The organism is Pseudorhodoferax sp. LjRoot39, from assembly GCF_964253035.1.
Classification (GTDB): Bacteria; Pseudomonadota; Gammaproteobacteria; order Burkholderiales; family Burkholderiaceae_C; genus Pseudorhodoferax.
Genome location: NZ_CAXUQL020000001.1, coordinates 6196868 through 6212356 on the forward strand (window position 1 = coordinate 6196868; position 15489 = coordinate 6212356).

The window sequence follows — 15489 nt, forward strand, 5'->3', positions numbered from 1 at the left end:
GGCGCCGTCACAGGGCGGCGCAGCGCTGCAGGAAATGGGTGAGCGCCTGCGGATCGGCGATCCGCACGTCGCGCCGCCCCTTTTCCACGAAGTCGATGATCTTCTCGCGCGCCAGCCGGGACAGCGCACGGCTGACGGTCTCCAGCGCCATGCCCAGGTAGTTGCCGATCTCGGCGCGCGTCATGCGCAGCGTGATGGCATCGGTGCGCTGGCCCCGCAGGGCCATCGACGCACCCCACTGCAGCAGGAAATCGGCCACGCGGGCCTCGGCCGACAAGGTGCAGACCGACATCAGCGAGCCCCGGTCGTGGGCGATCTCGCGGCCCATGGCTTCGTGCAGCAGCTTGAGCAGCGCAGGTGCCGCGGCACAGGCCGCCAGCAGCGCGTCGTAGCCGATGGCCCACACCTCGCCGGTGTCCATCGCGACGGCATCGCAGCCATGGCACCCCTCGGCGATCCCGTCGAACCCCATCCAGTCGCCCCGGAACTTCAGGCCCACCACCTGCTCGCGCCCATCGGCACTCAGGTTCACGATCTTCACGAAACCCGAGTTCAGGATGTACAGGCTCTCGAAGGGCTGGCCCGCCTGGTAGATGCTGTCGCCGGCATGCACCAAACGGCGCTGCGGTACAAGGGCGGACGTCAGCAGTTCCAGGGTCTGGGCGATCTGGCGGCCGAAAGCCGCACTGTCGTCACGTTGCGGGCGGACCGCAACCGCATTGCCGGCGCAGGCCATGGGGGGCAATTCATGGGAGGTGTCGGCGGCTTGCAGCATGGGGGTTCTCTCCTGGCAGGCAAAGTCAATGGCTGGCAGGGACATGCTAGGGACCGGCGCGCAAGGCGGTGGCAACGCTCGGTGCGGTTGCGTAACGCTGCGTGAACGGCGCGTGTCAATCCGCTCACCTGTGCGCCACCTTGCCGGCGTTTGATGGGGAGCAAACGGCGGCCCGCGCGTGGCTTCTAAGCTGTGGCACGCAAATCGACGCGCGACAGCCAGACGCCACCATGCCCTCTCTCCCCAAGCCGCCTGCGGCGAAGCATCACCTGAGCCCGAAGCCTCCCGATCTCGGTGCCGTGCTCTCCTGTGCGCGGAGCCTCGGACATGCACCGGCGTCCGGCGCACAGCGCCCCCCTCTGAAAGGCCGCAACCTGGGCGTGCTGTGCGGCAACGGGCAAGGGGCACACGTCGAGGCGTTTCAACAGGCCGCCACCGAACTCGGCGCCCGTGCGGCTGTTCTGGCCGCCAGCCAGACCTTGGGCAGCACGCCGCAGACGACCGAGGAAGCCGCGAGGTTGCTCAGCCGCTTGTACGACGCCGTCACCTGCGATGGCGTGCCCGACCAGGTCGTGGACGCGCTGGCGCGAACGGCCACCATCCCGGTCACCAACGGGTACATCGCGGCGGCGGCGCAGGCGGCCACGCTGGCAGCACGGCTGGATGGTGCCGACGCGCCGCAGCACAGGCACCGCCGCATTCTGCAGGCCCTCGTCCTGCAAAGCATGTGCTAGGCGCCGGCCCATGCTGCCGCCGTCGGCCGGTGGGTGTTGCTGGCAGCCAGTGCCATCTCTGGTCCTGGACGCCGCCCAGGAGCACCGGGTAGGCCCGATGACAACCGAAACCCAGCGCCGGCAGGCCCCAGGCATGGCAGACCATAGCGCTGATGCGCCACCTCGGCCTCCACGTTGCGGTGGACCGGCGCGCGGCCATCGGCCACGTGCTGCCTGAGGCCGCGACACCGGCCGCCCCACGCCCCATGGCACGACACGACGCGACAGGCGGCATGGCGGGGCTGCTGGCCACCATGTTCCGGCAGGGCTTCAGCCGCTTCCTGCGCCGCCGGCGCGCGCTGCGGCATTTCGGCCGCCGGCCGCTGCTGGGCGCGCTGGCACGCGGCCAGGCTCCTGCGGCCTCGGCTCCGCTCGCGACCGCGCTGCTGCGCGATGCCGCCGAGCCGCCCGCCGATGCGCTGCGGCGGCTGGGCTCCGGCCCGCAGGGTCTGCCCCCCGCCGAAGCAGCGCAACGCCTGGCGCGCGACGGCCCCAACGAGGTCGACCACGAGAAGCCCCTGCCCGACTGGCTGCGGCTGTGGCACTGCTACACCAACCCCTTCAACCTGCTGCTGACGGCGCTGGCCGCGCTGTCCTGGCTGAGCGCGGACGCGCGCGCCACGGTGGTCATCGCGCTGATGGTGGGCCTGAGCACGCTGCTGCGCTTCGTGCAGGAGGGCCGCGCGCACCGCTGCGCCGAGGGGCTGCGCGCGCTGGTGGGCAACACCGCCACCGTGCTGCGGCCGGCGCCCGCCGCGCCCGATCCGCCGCTGCACCAGGAGGTCCCTGTGCGCGAGTTGGTGGCGGGCGATGTGGTGGCGCTGTCGGCGGGCGACATGGTGCCGGCCGATGGCCGGGTGCTGGCCGCGCGCGACCTGTTCGTGGCGCAATCGGCCATGACGGGCGAGTCCGCCCCCGTCGAGAAGTTCGCCGACGCGCCAGGTCCCGGGGCTGGCCCCCTGGAGGCGCGCAACCTGGTCTTCATGGGCACCAGCGTGGTCTCGGGCACCGCCACGGTGCTGGTGCTGACCACCGGACCGCGCACCTACTTCGGCCACCTGGCCGCTCGCGCGCAGGCGCAGGAGACGGCGCCCAATGCGTTCCAGGCCGGCGTCAACAGCGTGAGCTGGCTGCTGATCCGATTCGCCGCGGTGATGGTGCCCATCGTTTTCATGCTCAACGGCTGGACCAAGGGCGACTGGCTGCAAGCCTTCCTGTTCGCGGTGTCCGTGGCAGTGGGGCTGACGCCCGAGATGCTGCCGATGATCGTCACCTCCACACTGGCCAAGGGCGCAGTGCTGCTGTCGCGCCGCAAGGTGGTGGTCAAGCGGCTGGACGCGATCCAGAACTTCGGCGCGATGGATGTGCTGTGTACCGACAAGACCGGCACGCTGACGCAGGACAAGATCGCGGTGGCGCGCAAGACCGACGCCTTCGGCGCGGCGTCGGTCGAGGTACTGAACTTCGCCTTCCTGAACAGCTACTACCAGACCGGCCTGAAGAATCTGCTGGACCACGCCGTTCTCGACCACGTGGAGCTGGCGCAGGAACTGCGCCTGAAGGAGGCCTACCGCAAGATCGACGAGATCCCCTTCGACTTCGTGCGCCGTCGCATGTCGGTGGTCGTGTCCGAGACCGATGCGCAGGGCGAGCACCACGAGCTGGTCTGCAAGGGCGCGCTGGAGGAGGTGCTGGCCGTCTGCACGCAGGTGCGCAGCGCCGCTGGCGTGGACACGCCGCTGGATGCCGCGGCGCTGGCCCGCGTGCAAGCCTACACGCAGGAGCTGGGCGCCGAGGGCCTGCGCGTGGTGGCCGTGGCGATGAAGGAACTGCCCCCCGCGCAGTCCACCTACGCCGTGGCCGACGAGGCCGGCCTCACGCTGGTGGGTGTGATCGCCTTCGTGGATCCGCCCAAGGAGTCGTCCGCCCCCGCGCTGCGCGCGCTGGCCACGCACGGCATCCGCGTGAAGGTGCTGAGCGGCGACAACGCGGCCGTCACAGCCCATGTCTGCGCCCAGGTCGGCCTGCCGGCCACGCCGCTGCTGCTGGGTGCACAGGTGGAGGCCATGGACGACGCGGCGCTGCAGGCCGCGGTCGAGACGCACAACGTGTTCGCCAAGCTCGCGCCGCTGCACAAGGAGCGCATCGTGCGCGCACTGCGCACGCGCGGCCACGTGGTGGGCTTCATGGGCGACGGCATCAACGACGCGCCGGCCCTGCGCGCGGCAGACATCGGCATCTCGGTGGACACCGCGGTGGACATCGCCAAGGAGGCGGCCGACATCATCCTGCTGGAAAAGAGCCTGCTGGTGCTGGACCAGGGCGTGATCGAGGGCCGCACCACCTTCTGCAACATGCTCAAGTACATCCGCATGACGGCCAGTTCGAACTTCGGCAACGTGCTGTCGGTACTGGTGGCCAGCGCCTTCCTGCCCTTTCTGCCGATGCTGCCGATCCAGTTGCTGGTGCAGAACCTGCTGTACGACGTGTCGCAGACCGGCATCCCTTTCGACCGGGTCGATGCCGAGCAGGTGGCGAAGCCGCTGCAGTGGCACCCGTCCGACATTGGCCGCTTCATGCTGTGCTTCGGGCCCCTGTCCTCGCTGTTCGACCTGGCCACCTTCGCCGTGATGTGGTGGGTGTTCGCAGCCGACAGCGTGGCGCGCCAGGGCCTGTTCCAGACCGGCTGGTTCGTGCTGGGCATGCTGACGCAGACGCTGGTGGTCCACCTGATCCGCACGCCGCGCCTGCCCTTCGTGCAGAGCCGGGCCGCGCCGGCGCTGCTGGCCACCACGGGCGCCATCGCACTGGTGGCAGTGTGGCTGCCCATGGGGCCGCTTGCGCCCTACTTCAAGCTGCAGGCATTGCCGCTGGCGTACTTCGGCTGGCTGGTGGCCATCCTCGCGGGCTACTTCGGGCTGACGACGCTTGTGAAGCGCTGGTACGTGCGGCGCTTCGGCTGGCAGTGAAGCGGCTGGTACGGCCCGGTACGCTACCGAACAGACCACGGCACGCGGTGCGCGGTGCGCGTAGAAACTCATGCATCCATCGTGGGTCAGGAGCCGGTGGAAATCAACACCGATTGCTTCGGATGCCGTCGTTCAGCATCGTGCTTTGTGTCTGAGCGGCATGCACTTCATGGCGGTTCGATCTGCTGCACCGGAAAGCCCGCCCGCCAGCACCGCTGCTCTCCGGACCCGAGCGCCACGTTCTCAGAAGACCTGCAGCAGCCGCACGTTGATGCGGGCGTTTTCCTTGAAGCCGTTTTCCACCTGCAGGTCGCGGCCGAACGCCACCAGCAGCTGCGTGGTCGGCTCGATGAACCAGCTGCCGCCGATGCTGGCCTTGCGCTGGCGCGATGCGTCGTTGCGGTTCACGCCGTCGACCCGGGTTTCACCGCCCCGTGTCTGCGACAGGCCGACGAAGATGTTGGCGCCCGGCGTGAACTGGTAGCGCAGGAAGGCCTGGCCCTGGTAGAGCGGCTTTTGCCTCAGGGTGGCGCCAGTGCCGCCATGGTTGTCGCTCTTGCCGTGGAACATGACGTCCGCGGTCAGGTCGACGAACCACTTGTCGGTCAGTCCCTTGACGAAGCCGGTCTGCAGGTCGAATTTCCAGCGGTTTTCGCCCAGGTTGAGCGCGCGGTTGCGGTCATGGCTGCCGGTGGGCAGGTAGAGGTACGGCGCGATGCCCAGGTAGGTGCGGGATGCGGCATCGTTGATCGGCCAGAACGGCGCGGCCAGGATGATGTCGCCCACGCCGCTGGTCCGGCCCAGCGTCGCCGTGTCGCGTCCCGCATCGAGCCGGCCGAACGGGACCAGGACCTGGGGGGCGAACGCCAGTCCACCGATCCGCGTGTAGTGCACCAGCCTGGCGATGCCGACGTCCGAGACGAGCCGTGGATCGGCCACGGCCTGCCGGCCCTGTGCATGGAGGCGGTCGCGTACGGCGTGCTGGTAGTAGAGCAGTCCCACCGTGGTTCCGTCGGGCGCGGGAACAAAGTCGCCGACGTCCACGTCGATGGCCTGTGCGGCCATGGGCGCCATCGCGGCCAGCAGCAGGGCTGCCAGGGGCGGTGCTCTGCGCTTCGAACGCGCGCGCGCCTGCAGCCGGGCCTGTGGCGGCTGCCGCGCCGGGGCGCGCTCCATGGAAAGTGTGTCTGTCGTCATGGCATTTCTCTCGGGTTGAACATGCGTGGTCAGCCCGTACGCCCTATCCGCGCGCCTCCGCCGAGGCCATCGCGTCGTACTCCCCGGAGCGCAGCAGCGTATGAAGCTGGCGGCGGCGCACACCCATGTTGCCGCCGTCGTACAGCGGGAAGCACAGGGCGTCCTGCATCAGACCGGCCAGCGGATAGAGGTCGGTGTAGGCGTCGACTCCAACGACGCGCATCGCGTCATAGACCACCTGGACGCACAACTCCGAGCAATAGGTCTTGGTGATGATCGCCAGCTCGCGGCTGCGGCCTTCGGTCAGGTCGAGCTGGTGGCAGGACTTCCAGGTCAGGTAGCGCGCGGCCTCGATGCGCATCTTGATGTCGGCCAGCATGAAGCCGACGTTCTGGTGCTCGATCACGGGCACCGTGCCGGAGCGCTTGTCGCTGTGGGCAAACTTCAGCGCGATGTCGAAGGCGGTGCGCATCACGCCCACGCAGGCCGCGCCGATCAGCGCCGCAGTCCATGAGAAGGCACCTTCCAGCATGGCGATGCCATCGCCGGGCTTGCCGACGATGTTCGTGGCGGGAACGCGCACGTTGTTGAAGTGAATGCGTGGCGAGATCGTCGCGCGGTGCCCCATGGTGTCGAGGAGACCGACGATCTCGATGCCCGGCGCGGTGCCCGGCACCATGATCACCGCCAGCGACTGCTGGGGCGGCAACGCCGGATCGGTACGGCAGATGACGCTGTACAGGTGCGCACCCTTGCCATCCCAGCCGGTGCCGTTGGTGGTGTAGTGCTTGGCGCCGTTGATCACCCATTCGTCGCCGTCGAGGCGGGCAAAGGTTTGCACGCCCACGGCGGGATCGGTGCTGTCGTAGTTGGCGCCACCGGTGACCTCGGTGAAGGCCAGCGCCGCCAGACGCGAGCCATCCTCGGTGAAGTCCGGCAGGAAGCGCCGCTTCTGCTCCTGCGTTCCATGGTGCACGACCGCATGCAGGCCCAGGCCTGTGCCCAGCAAGGCCGAAGGCACGTTGACGTCAGCGGCGGTGAGCTCCTCCGCGGCCAGGGCGAAGTCCAATGTGCTCAGCGCGGTACCGCCGAACGCTTCCGGCAGCAAGGCCTTGATGAAGCCGGCACCGACCATGGCCTGGTAGAACGGCCGCGTGGCGTAGAAGCGCTCGTCCGGCTTCGCGATCGGCGCGATGGTGGGAGCGACCTTGCGCAGCACGTCGGCAGCGAATGCGCGTGCGCCTGCTTGCAGGGTTTTCTGGGGTTCGGAGAGCTGGAAGTCGATGGGCATGGGGCAAACAAGCTTTCTTGCAGGTGGATGGAAACAAGCGAGTCCATCGTAGGCAGCGTGCTTCGGCCGGTCTCGCCGGGCCGTGCAAGGCCGTTTGTCCAATTGCGCAAGCGCGGCGGCCGCGTGCAGCGACGGCGTTCTGGCTCGAACTTTGCGTGGCCCGGGCCTTGGACCACGCGCGAGCACTCTGTGCCCGTGTTTGTGCGGATTGCGGTGCATGCCATGGCATCGGCATATTGCGGCGCGCGCCGCGCGGTCCCCACATCGGGGCAGTCCAGCGTGCCGGGCCGTGACAACGCGCGCTGCCCTTTGGTGAGTTGTCTTTTCGTGCAATGCCGACTTGACGACTTGTGCAGACAGGAGAGACCCCATGGAAAGCTCCGGCAGTCGCATCCGCGGGCGCACGGACCACCCGGCCCTGTGCCTCGATGCGGACCGATGCGAGATGCAGACCTGGACGACGCAATCCTGTGCGCAGGAACAGCGCTTCAGCTACTGGCGCGAGGTCCTGTGCCAGGCCTTCGTCTCGCTCGACCCCGTTCTCGCCGACAGGCAGGCGGCCGTCGATTTCGTGGGAGAGGTGGGTTCTCGCCCGCTGTCCATGAGCATGCAGACGCGCGTCTTCTCGCGCGCGCAGCTCGTGCAGCGCCGCGGCGAGGAGATCCGTCGCAACCCGGTCGAGTTCTGCTTCGCCAACTTCCAGCTCGAGGGCTCGTGCGTGGTGCGCCAGGATGGCCAGGAGACGCTGGTGTCGCCCGGCGACTTCTCCATCGTGGACAGCACGCGGCCCTACTTCCTCGACTTCCGTGACGACTGGCGGGTGCTGTCGTTCCGGATTCCCAGGGAACAACTGGTGTCGCGGCTGGCAGCGCCCTACAAGTCAACCGCACGCCGTGTGGACGGCAGCACGGGCACGGGCCTGGTGGCATCGCGCTTTGCCCGCTCGCTCGAGCAGGTGGATGCGAGCGTGGGCAATGCCGCGCAGGACGGGCTCAGCGCCGCGCTCAACAGCATCATCGCCGTGGCGCTCGGGGCGACGCTGCAGGCGCAGGAGCGGGACCGGCTCCCGGTGCGCGATGCCTTCCGCCTGGCGGTCGAGACCTACATCCGCGACCACCTGGCCGAGCCCCGCCTCGGGCCGGACATGCTGGCCTCGCGCTTCAAGGTCTCGCGCCGCACCTTGTATGGCCTGTTCGAGGAGGCGCCGCTGTCCGTCGGCGGCTTGATCCGGGAGCTGCGCCTGCAATGCAGCGCACGCGACTTGCGCAATCCCTCCCATCCCGGTGTACTGGCCGTGGCCTTGCGCTGGGGATTCAGCGATGCCTCCCACTTTTCCCGGCTGTTCAAGCGGCGCTTCGGTGCCTGCCCGCGCGAATTCGCGGCCAGCGCGCAGGAGGCAAGCGTCGACCCGACGGCGGGCGGCACAGGAGCAGACCCCACGCTTGCCCGTGCCCAGGTGCAAGCGATGGCCAAGGATCACGTCTCCCGCGGCGGTCCTGCGCTGCCGGCCCCCCGGGGTGCGCGGCTATGACTGCTCCCATTCGCGCAGACGCCGGTACAGCAGTCCGCGCGATACCCCCAGCAGGCGCGCCGCGCGGGAGATGTTGCCCTGGCATTGGGCCAGGGCCTGCTCGATCGCGCCGCGGCTGACGGCCGCCAGAGACGGCGGCCCGGCGACCGACCCATCGTCCTGCTCCGCAGGGACGGGCCCGGATTCGGGCTCTGGCGACGCATCGGTCTGCGCCCGCAGCGTGGGCGCATCCCGCTCGTCCAGGTGCGCCTGCACCCACAGCGTCAATCCGCAAGGCAGGCGGTGCGGCCGTGTCTGCCCGTGGTGGGCCAGCTCCAGCAGGCTGCGCAGGTCCAGGCCGAACACCTCCTCTGCCGCCAGCCCCTCGTCCGGCCAGCGCGCGCGATCGAGCAGTTGGGAGCCGACGCCGTTGAACCAGCGCAGACGGCCTGCGCCATCGACGGCGGCCAGCCCCTCCAGCGGCGTGTGGAACATGCTGCGGCTGGCCTGGAACCGCAGCAGCAGGTGCATGTGCGCAGTGCCCACCAGCAACCGGTTCTCGATGCTGGTCGCGTACATGTGCGCCATGGCGCTGGCATCGAAGCGGAAAGGCCCGGCCTCGCTGCTCAGGTCCAGCATGGCCACGGTGCGGCCTCTGGCGTCGCGCACGGGTGCGGCGGCGCAGTGCAGCGAGGCCATGCAGCGGAAGAAATGCTCGCCGCCGCGCACATGGCAGACCTCGCCCGTGCGTGTGGTCACGGCGGGTGCGCCCGTGCCGACGGCGTCCTCTGCGATGTTCACACCCACCCGCGCTGCCGACAGCAGCAGTGGGCCGTCGCCCGCCGTGGGGCGCGACGTCATCAGCACGATGCCCTTGCTGCAGGTGAGCATGGCCCGCGCCTGGCTGCCGGCGATCACGGTCTCCAGTTCGGCGAGCGGGTCCTGGGCGGCCTCGATCAGCGCACGGTTGTGCGTGAGCAGAGTGGCCGTGCGGACCTTGCTGACCGGGTCGAAGCTGATCTTCTCGTCGGGATCGCGGCGGGCACCGAGGCACCGTCCCCAGGACTGCAGCACGGGTTCGGGCACCAGGCCCGACGGATTCTCTCCACGCTCGAAATAGCGCTCGCGGGCCAGCATCACCCGGTCCTGCCGCGTGGCATAGAAGGGGTTGGAGGACGACAGGACGGAAGGTGGGCGTTGCATGCGGCGTCTGGAAAGCGGGGCGATCTTGTTCCGTCACGGTACAGATACGCCCCCGGGTTAATCCGAATGTTGTGGCGCTTGGGCGCCTTTTCTATCGTCCCCCACGGCGCCACACCCAGGCGGCGCCCTGCATGCACCAGCAAGCCCACAAGGAGACGACACCACATGAAGAACCGCCTGCTTTCCCCGACCCTGCTGGCCATCGCCATGGCGCTGGCCCTGCCGGGATCGGCCCTCGCCCAGGCCAAGGGCTCGCCCGAACACCTGCGCGCCGCCACGGCGCGCGTGGACACCCGATTCATCGAGGCGAACGCGCGCACCACGAAGGACTGGCCCAGCTATGGCCTGGACCATGCCGAGACACGCTTCTCGCGGCTCAAGCAGCTGGACACGGCCAACGTGAAGCGCCTGGGCCTGGTCTGGTCCTATGACCTCGAATCCACCCGCGGCGTCGAAGCCACGCCGATCGTCGTGGACGGCGTCATGTACGTGTCGGCCAGCTGGAGCGTGGTCCACGCCATCGACGTGCGCAGCGGCAAGCGCCTGTGGACCTACGACCCCGGCGTGGACCGCTCCATGGGATTCAAGGGCTGCTGCGACGTGGTCAACCGCGGCGTGGCGGTCTACCAGGGCAAGGTCTTCGTGGGCGCCTTCGACGGCCGCCTGGTCGCGATCGACGCGGCAACGGGCAAGAAGGCCTGGGAGCAGGACACCATCGTCGACCGCAGCCGCTCCTACACCATCACGGGCGCGCCACGCGTCATCAAGGGCAAGGTGGTCATCGGCAACGGCGGCGCCGAATACGGCGTGCGCGGCTACGTGACCGCCTACGACGCAGACACCGGCGCCCAGCAGTGGCGCTGGTTCACCGTGCCCGGCGATCCCTCCAAGCCCTTCGAGAACGAAGCGATGGCCAAGGCCGCCAAGACCTGGGACCCGGCCGGCAAGTGGTGGGAGTCCGGCGGCGGCGGCACGGCCTGGGACACGATGACGTTCGACCCCGCGCTGAACCTGCTGTACATCGGCACCGGCAACGGCTCGCCCTGGGCGCAATCCAGGCGCAGCCCGGCCGGCGGCGACAACCTGTACCTGTCCAGCATCGTGGCGCTCAATCCCGACACGGGCGCGTACGTCTGGCACTACCAGGAAACGCCCGGCGACAACTGGGACTACACCTCCACCCAGCCGATGATCCTGGCCGACCTGAAGATCGAGGGCAAGCCGCGCAAGGTGATCCTGCATGCGCCCAAGAACGGCTTCTTCTTCGTCATCGACCGCACCAACGGCCAGTTCATCTCGGCCAGGAACTTCGTCGACGTGAACTGGGCGAGCGGCTACGACAAGAACGGCCGGCCCATCGAGCTGCCGGCGGCGCGCGACGGCAGCAAGCCCTACGACGCCATCCCCGGGCCGTTCGGCGCCCACAACTGGCATTCCATGTCGTACAGCCCCGGCACGGGCCTGGTCTACCTGCCGGCCCAGCACGTGCCGATCACGCTGCAGGACAACAAGAACTGGACCTTCAACGGCGGCTCCAAACCCGAGCCGCACAGCAACATCGGCTGGAACACGGCCATGCTGATGAACATGGAGCCGGCCAAGAGCACGCCCTTCGGCCGCCTCGTCGCCTGGGACCCGGTGGCGCAGAAGGAGCGCTGGCGCGTGGAGCACGTCTCGCCCTGGAACGGCGGCACGCTGGCGACGGCAGGCAACCTGGTGTTCCAGGGCACGGCCGATGGGCGCTTCGTGGCCTACGACGCGCGCGACGGCAAGAAGCTCTGGGAAAAGCCCACGGGCACGGGCGTGGTCGCGGCACCCGTCACCTACGAGGTCGATGGCCGCCAGTACGTCTCCATCGCCGTGGGCTGGGGCGGCGTCTACGGCCTGGCCGCGCGTGCCACGGACCGCAAGGGCCCGGGCACCGTCTACACCTTCGCTCTGGACGGCAAGGCCGAGGCGCCGGCCTTCGTCGCCTACCAGCAAAGCAAGCTGCTGCAGGGCGTGCCCTACGACAAGAAGCTGGTGGCCGAAGGCACGGCCCTGTACGTGAGCAACTGCGCCTTCTGCCACGGCGTGCCCGGCGTGGACCGCGGCGGCAACCTGCCCAACCTCGGCTACCTCGATCCGGCCTACATCGAGCACCTGGACAAGTTCATCTTCAAGGGCCCGGCCATGTCGCGCGGCATGCCCGACTTCACGGGCAAGCTGAGCATGGAAGACGTCGAGAAGATCAAGGCCTTCATCCAGGGCACGGCCGACGCAGTCCGGCCCAAGTAGATCCCGCCGCAAGTCTTCTGAATCCGCCACCTCACCCGCCTCTTCACGATCCCTCCAGGAGCCACACATGAACCTCAGCGACATCCATCACCAGCTCTCCGAGCGCGCCCATGCCTTCCTCTCCCGGGGTACGCACGACCTCTTCATCGACGGCCAGTGGACCCCGGCGCAGAGCGGCCAGCGGCTGGCCACCCTCGACCCTGCCACCGAGTCCGTCCTCGCCGAAGTCGCCAGCGCCGGCCCGGCGGATGTGGACCGGGCCGTGCGGGCCGCCCACCGTGCGCTGCACGAGGGCCCCTGGGGCCGCATGCGCCCCGTCGACCGGGAGCGGCTGATGCTGCGCCTGGCCGACCTGATGGAAACCCATGCCCAGGCACTGGCCGAGGTCGAGTCGCTGGACAACGGCAAATCGGCCGCCATTGCGCGTGCCGTGGACATGGCCATGGCCGTCGAATTCGTGCGCTACATGGCGGGCTGGGCCACCAAGGTCGAGGGCATGACGCGGGAGCACGGCGTGCCCTTCGCGCCCGAGGCGCAGATGTTCACCTACACCCGGCGCGAGCCCGTGGGCGTGGTCGCCGCCGTGGTGCCCTGGAACTTCCCCCTGCTCGTGGCCCTCTGGAAGGTCGGGCCCGCGCTGGCCGCCGGCTGCACCATCGTGCTCAAGCCGGCCGAGCAGACGCCGCTGACCGCGCTGATGCTCGCCGATCTGGTGCAGGAAGCGGGCTTCCCGCCCGGCGTGGTCAACGTGCTCACGGGCGACGGCCCGGGCACCGGCGCTCCCCTGGTCGCGCATCCCATGGTCAACAAGGTCAGCTTCACCGGCTCCACCGAGGTCGGCAAGCTCATCGGCCATGCGTGCATGGACAACATGACGCGCGTCACGCTGGAGCTGGGCGGCAAGTCCCCCGTCATCGTGCTCGATGACTGCGACCCCGCCGCCGCCGCCGCGGGCGCGGCCAACGCCATCTTCTTCAACCAGGGCCAGGTCTGCTGCGCGGGATCGCGGCTTTACGTGCACAGGAAGATGTTCGACCGCGTGATCGCCGACGTGGCCGACCATGCGTCCAAGATCACGCTGGGCCATGGCCTGGATCCCAGCGCACAGATGGGCCCCCTGGTCTCGCAGGAGCAGATGGAGCGCGTGTGCAACTACATCGACATCGGCCGCAGCGAAGGCGCAGAGGTCGTCGCGGGCGGCGGCCGCGCGGGCCAGCGCGGCTACTTCGTGCAGCCCACGGTGCTGACCGGCGTGCAGCCCGACCACCGCGTGGTGCGCGAGGAAATCTTCGGCCCCGTGCTCGTCGCCATGCCCTACGACGACCTCGACGAAGTCGCGGCCTGGGCCAACGACACACCCTACGGCCTGGGCGCCAGCATCTGGTCCAACAACCTCTCCAAGGTGCACCGGCTGATCCCCAAGATCCAGGCCGGCACGGTCTGGGTCAACTGCCACAGCATGCTGGATCCAGGCATGCCCTTCGGCGGCTACAAGCAGTCGGGCTTCGGCCGCGACCTGGGCCGCGCGGCGCTGGACGGCTACCTGGAAACCAAGTCCGTGTTCATCAATCTCTGACACATGCGCACCACGCCGCCATCCCCTGAGACCCTCATGCCATCCGACTCCGCACAGGCCCGCACGGCCTTCGTCGCCGCCCGCGACTTCCTGCTCGCCCACCGCACCGACTACGAACGCGCGGTGCGCAACTTCATCTGGCCGCGGCTCACGCACTTCAACTGGGCGCTGGACCACTTCGACGCCATGGCCGCGGGCAACGAGGCGCCGGCCCTGTGGATCGTGGAGGAGGACGGTCGCGAGGAGCAATGCAGCTTCGCCCAGATGAGCCGGCGCTCCTCCAGCGTGGCCAACTGGCTGCGCGGCCACGGCGTGCGGCGTGGCGACCGCATCCTGCTGATGCTGGGCAACGAGCGCTGCCTGTGGGAAGCCATGCTTGCGGCCATCAAGCTGGGGGCGGTGGTCATTCCCGCCACCACCCTGCTGTCGCGCGACGACCTGCTCGACCGCTTCGAGCGCGGCCAGGTACGGCACGTGATCGCGGGGGCGGAGCACGTGCCCAAGTTCGCCGACGTGCCCGGCGGCCACACGCGCATCGTGGCGGGCGGCGACGCCCCGGGCTGGCTGCGGCTGGAGGATGGCTACGGCGCGCCCGCGCAGTTCACGCCCGATGCGCCCACCCACGTCGGCGACCCGCTGCTGCTGTACTTCACCTCCGGCACCACCTCCAAGCCGAAACTGGTGCTGCACAGCCACCAGAGCTATCCGGTGGGCCACCTCTCCACCATGTACTGGCTGGGCCTGAAGCCTGGCGACGTGCACCTGAACATCTCCTCGCCGGGCTGGGCCAAGCACGCCTGGAGCTGCTTCTTCGCGCCGTGGAATGCGCAGGCCTGCGTGATGGTCTACAACTACGAACGCTTCCAGGCCCGCGGCCTGCTGGACGTGCTGCAATCGCGCGGCGTGACCTCGCTGTGCGCCCCGCCCACGGTCTACCGGCTGCTGATGCAGGAGGACCTCGCAGCCTGGCGCGTGCAGCTGCGCGAGCTGATCGGTGCAGGCGAACCGATGAACCCCGAAGTGATCGCGCGTTTCCGCGAGGCCTGGGGCCTGGTTCTGCGCGACGGCTTCGGCCAGACCGAGACCACCGCGCAGATCGGCAACACGCCGGGCCAGCCGCTCAAGCCCGGCAGCATGGGCCGGCCGCTGCCGGGCTACGTCGTTCGCCTGCTCGACGTGGACGACCAGCCCGCAGAAGAAGGCGAGATCGGCCTGGATCTCGCTGCCAGCCCGCTGGGGCTGATGCTGGGCTATGCCGACGATGCCGAGCGCACCGCCCAGGTGAACCGGGCCGGTCACTACCACACGGGCGACATCGCCAGCCGCGATGCCGATGGCTACATCACCTACGTGGGCCGCACCGACGACGTGTTCAAGGCCTCGGACTACCGCATCAGCCCGTTCGAGCTGGAATCGGTGCTGATCGAGCACCCGGCGGTGGCCGAGGGCGCGGTGATCCCCAGCTTCGACCCGGTGCGCCTGGCCGTCCCCAAGGCCGTCGTCACCCTCACGGCAGGGCACACGCCCTCGGCGGAACTGGCGCGCGACATCCTGGCCTTCTGCCGCGAGCGGCTGGGGCCCTACAAGCGCATCCGCAAGCTGGAGTTCGCGCCGCTGCCCAAGACCATCTCCGGCAAGATCCGGCGCGCCGAGCTGCGCCAGCGCGAGAACCGCCCCGCAGGGCAAGACAGGCTCACGTTCGAGGAGTGAATGATCCAGCGCCCTATGAGCTGACTGGGGCGCTGCAACGCACACCCTGGGCGGCGAAGATGGCGCGCCTGCCTCCTCGCAGAGGCACGCGCGCCGCCATACCGGACAGGCCTACCTGCGCGACTGTGTCGGCCTGGTGGCCCGCGCCAACGACCTGTTCGACCAGATGCACGCCACACGGGTGGGATCGACCGGCGTGCTGCGCATC

Annotated in this window: 10 protein-coding genes; 6 read left to right on the plus strand and 4 right to left on the minus strand. The window is 69.2% G+C overall.

The window, feature by feature from the left end:
- Positions 1-7: 7 nt before the first annotated feature.
- The gene (locus ACSQ4M_RS28970; protein ID WP_436192838.1) at positions 8-775 is read right to left on the minus strand and encodes a Crp/Fnr family transcriptional regulator; all 768 of its coding nucleotides are present in this window, start codon (positions 773-775) and stop codon (positions 8-10) included.
- A gap of 230 nt (positions 776-1005) precedes the next feature.
- Here ACSQ4M_RS28970 and ACSQ4M_RS28975 point away from each other — a divergent pair, with 230 nt between their 5' ends.
- Positions 1006-1509: an ornithine carbamoyltransferase gene (locus ACSQ4M_RS28975; RefSeq protein ID WP_436192839.1), complete on the plus strand. Its 504-nt coding sequence runs from the start codon at positions 1006-1008 to the stop codon at positions 1507-1509.
- Positions 1510-1781: 272 nt separating this feature from the next.
- Positions 1782-4517, plus strand: a complete 2736-nt coding sequence (gene mgtA / locus ACSQ4M_RS28980; RefSeq protein ID WP_436194081.1) for a magnesium-translocating P-type ATPase — start codon at positions 1782-1784, stop codon at positions 4515-4517.
- A 243-nt stretch (positions 4518-4760) separates the two neighbouring features.
- Here the strand turns inward: mgtA and ACSQ4M_RS28985 are convergent, their stop codons facing one another.
- Together ACSQ4M_RS28985 and ACSQ4M_RS28990 are read right to left on the minus strand one after the other, a co-directional pair.
- Positions 4761-5714, minus strand: coding sequence for a transporter (locus tag ACSQ4M_RS28985; protein ID WP_436192840.1), 954 nt, complete (start codon positions 5712-5714; stop codon positions 4761-4763).
- Positions 5715-5757: 43 nt separating this feature from the next.
- Positions 5758-7005 (minus strand): acyl-CoA dehydrogenase family protein, encoded by a 1248-nt coding sequence (locus ACSQ4M_RS28990; RefSeq protein ID WP_436192841.1) that lies wholly within the window; start codon positions 7003-7005, stop codon positions 5758-5760.
- 370 nt (positions 7006-7375) lie between these two features.
- Between ACSQ4M_RS28990 and ACSQ4M_RS28995 the strand changes: the two genes are divergently transcribed.
- Positions 7376-8536 carry a helix-turn-helix domain-containing protein gene (locus ACSQ4M_RS28995; protein ID WP_436192842.1) on the plus strand — a complete coding sequence of 387 codons (1161 nt, stop codon included), beginning with the start codon at positions 7376-7378 and terminating at the stop codon, positions 8534-8536.
- On the opposite strand, the gene ACSQ4M_RS29000 is transcribed toward ACSQ4M_RS28995, so the two are convergent.
- Positions 8531-9718 (minus strand): helix-turn-helix domain-containing protein, encoded by a 1188-nt coding sequence (locus ACSQ4M_RS29000; protein WP_436192843.1) that lies wholly within the window; start codon positions 9716-9718, stop codon positions 8531-8533. The genes ACSQ4M_RS28995 and ACSQ4M_RS29000 overlap by 6 nt on opposite strands.
- A 165-nt stretch (positions 9719-9883) precedes the next feature.
- Between ACSQ4M_RS29000 and ACSQ4M_RS29005 the strand changes: the two genes are divergently transcribed.
- The 3 genes from ACSQ4M_RS29005 to ACSQ4M_RS29015 all read left to right on the plus strand — a co-directional run bounded on the left by ACSQ4M_RS29005 (position 9884) and on the right by ACSQ4M_RS29015 (position 15281).
- Positions 9884-11995 carry a PQQ-dependent dehydrogenase, methanol/ethanol family gene (locus tag ACSQ4M_RS29005; protein WP_436192844.1) on the plus strand — a complete coding sequence of 704 codons (2112 nt, stop codon included), beginning with the start codon at positions 9884-9886 and terminating at the stop codon, positions 11993-11995.
- A gap of 67 nt (positions 11996-12062) precedes the next feature.
- The gene (locus tag ACSQ4M_RS29010; protein ID WP_436192845.1) at positions 12063-13571 is read left to right on the plus strand and encodes an aldehyde dehydrogenase family protein; all 1509 of its coding nucleotides are present in this window, start codon (positions 12063-12065) and stop codon (positions 13569-13571) included.
- Between the two features lie 36 nt (positions 13572-13607).
- A complete protein-coding gene (locus ACSQ4M_RS29015) occupies positions 13608-15281 on the plus strand; it encodes an AMP-binding protein (RefSeq protein ID WP_436192846.1) in 1674 nt (557 codons plus the stop codon).
- Positions 15282-15489: the final 208 nt, after the last annotated feature.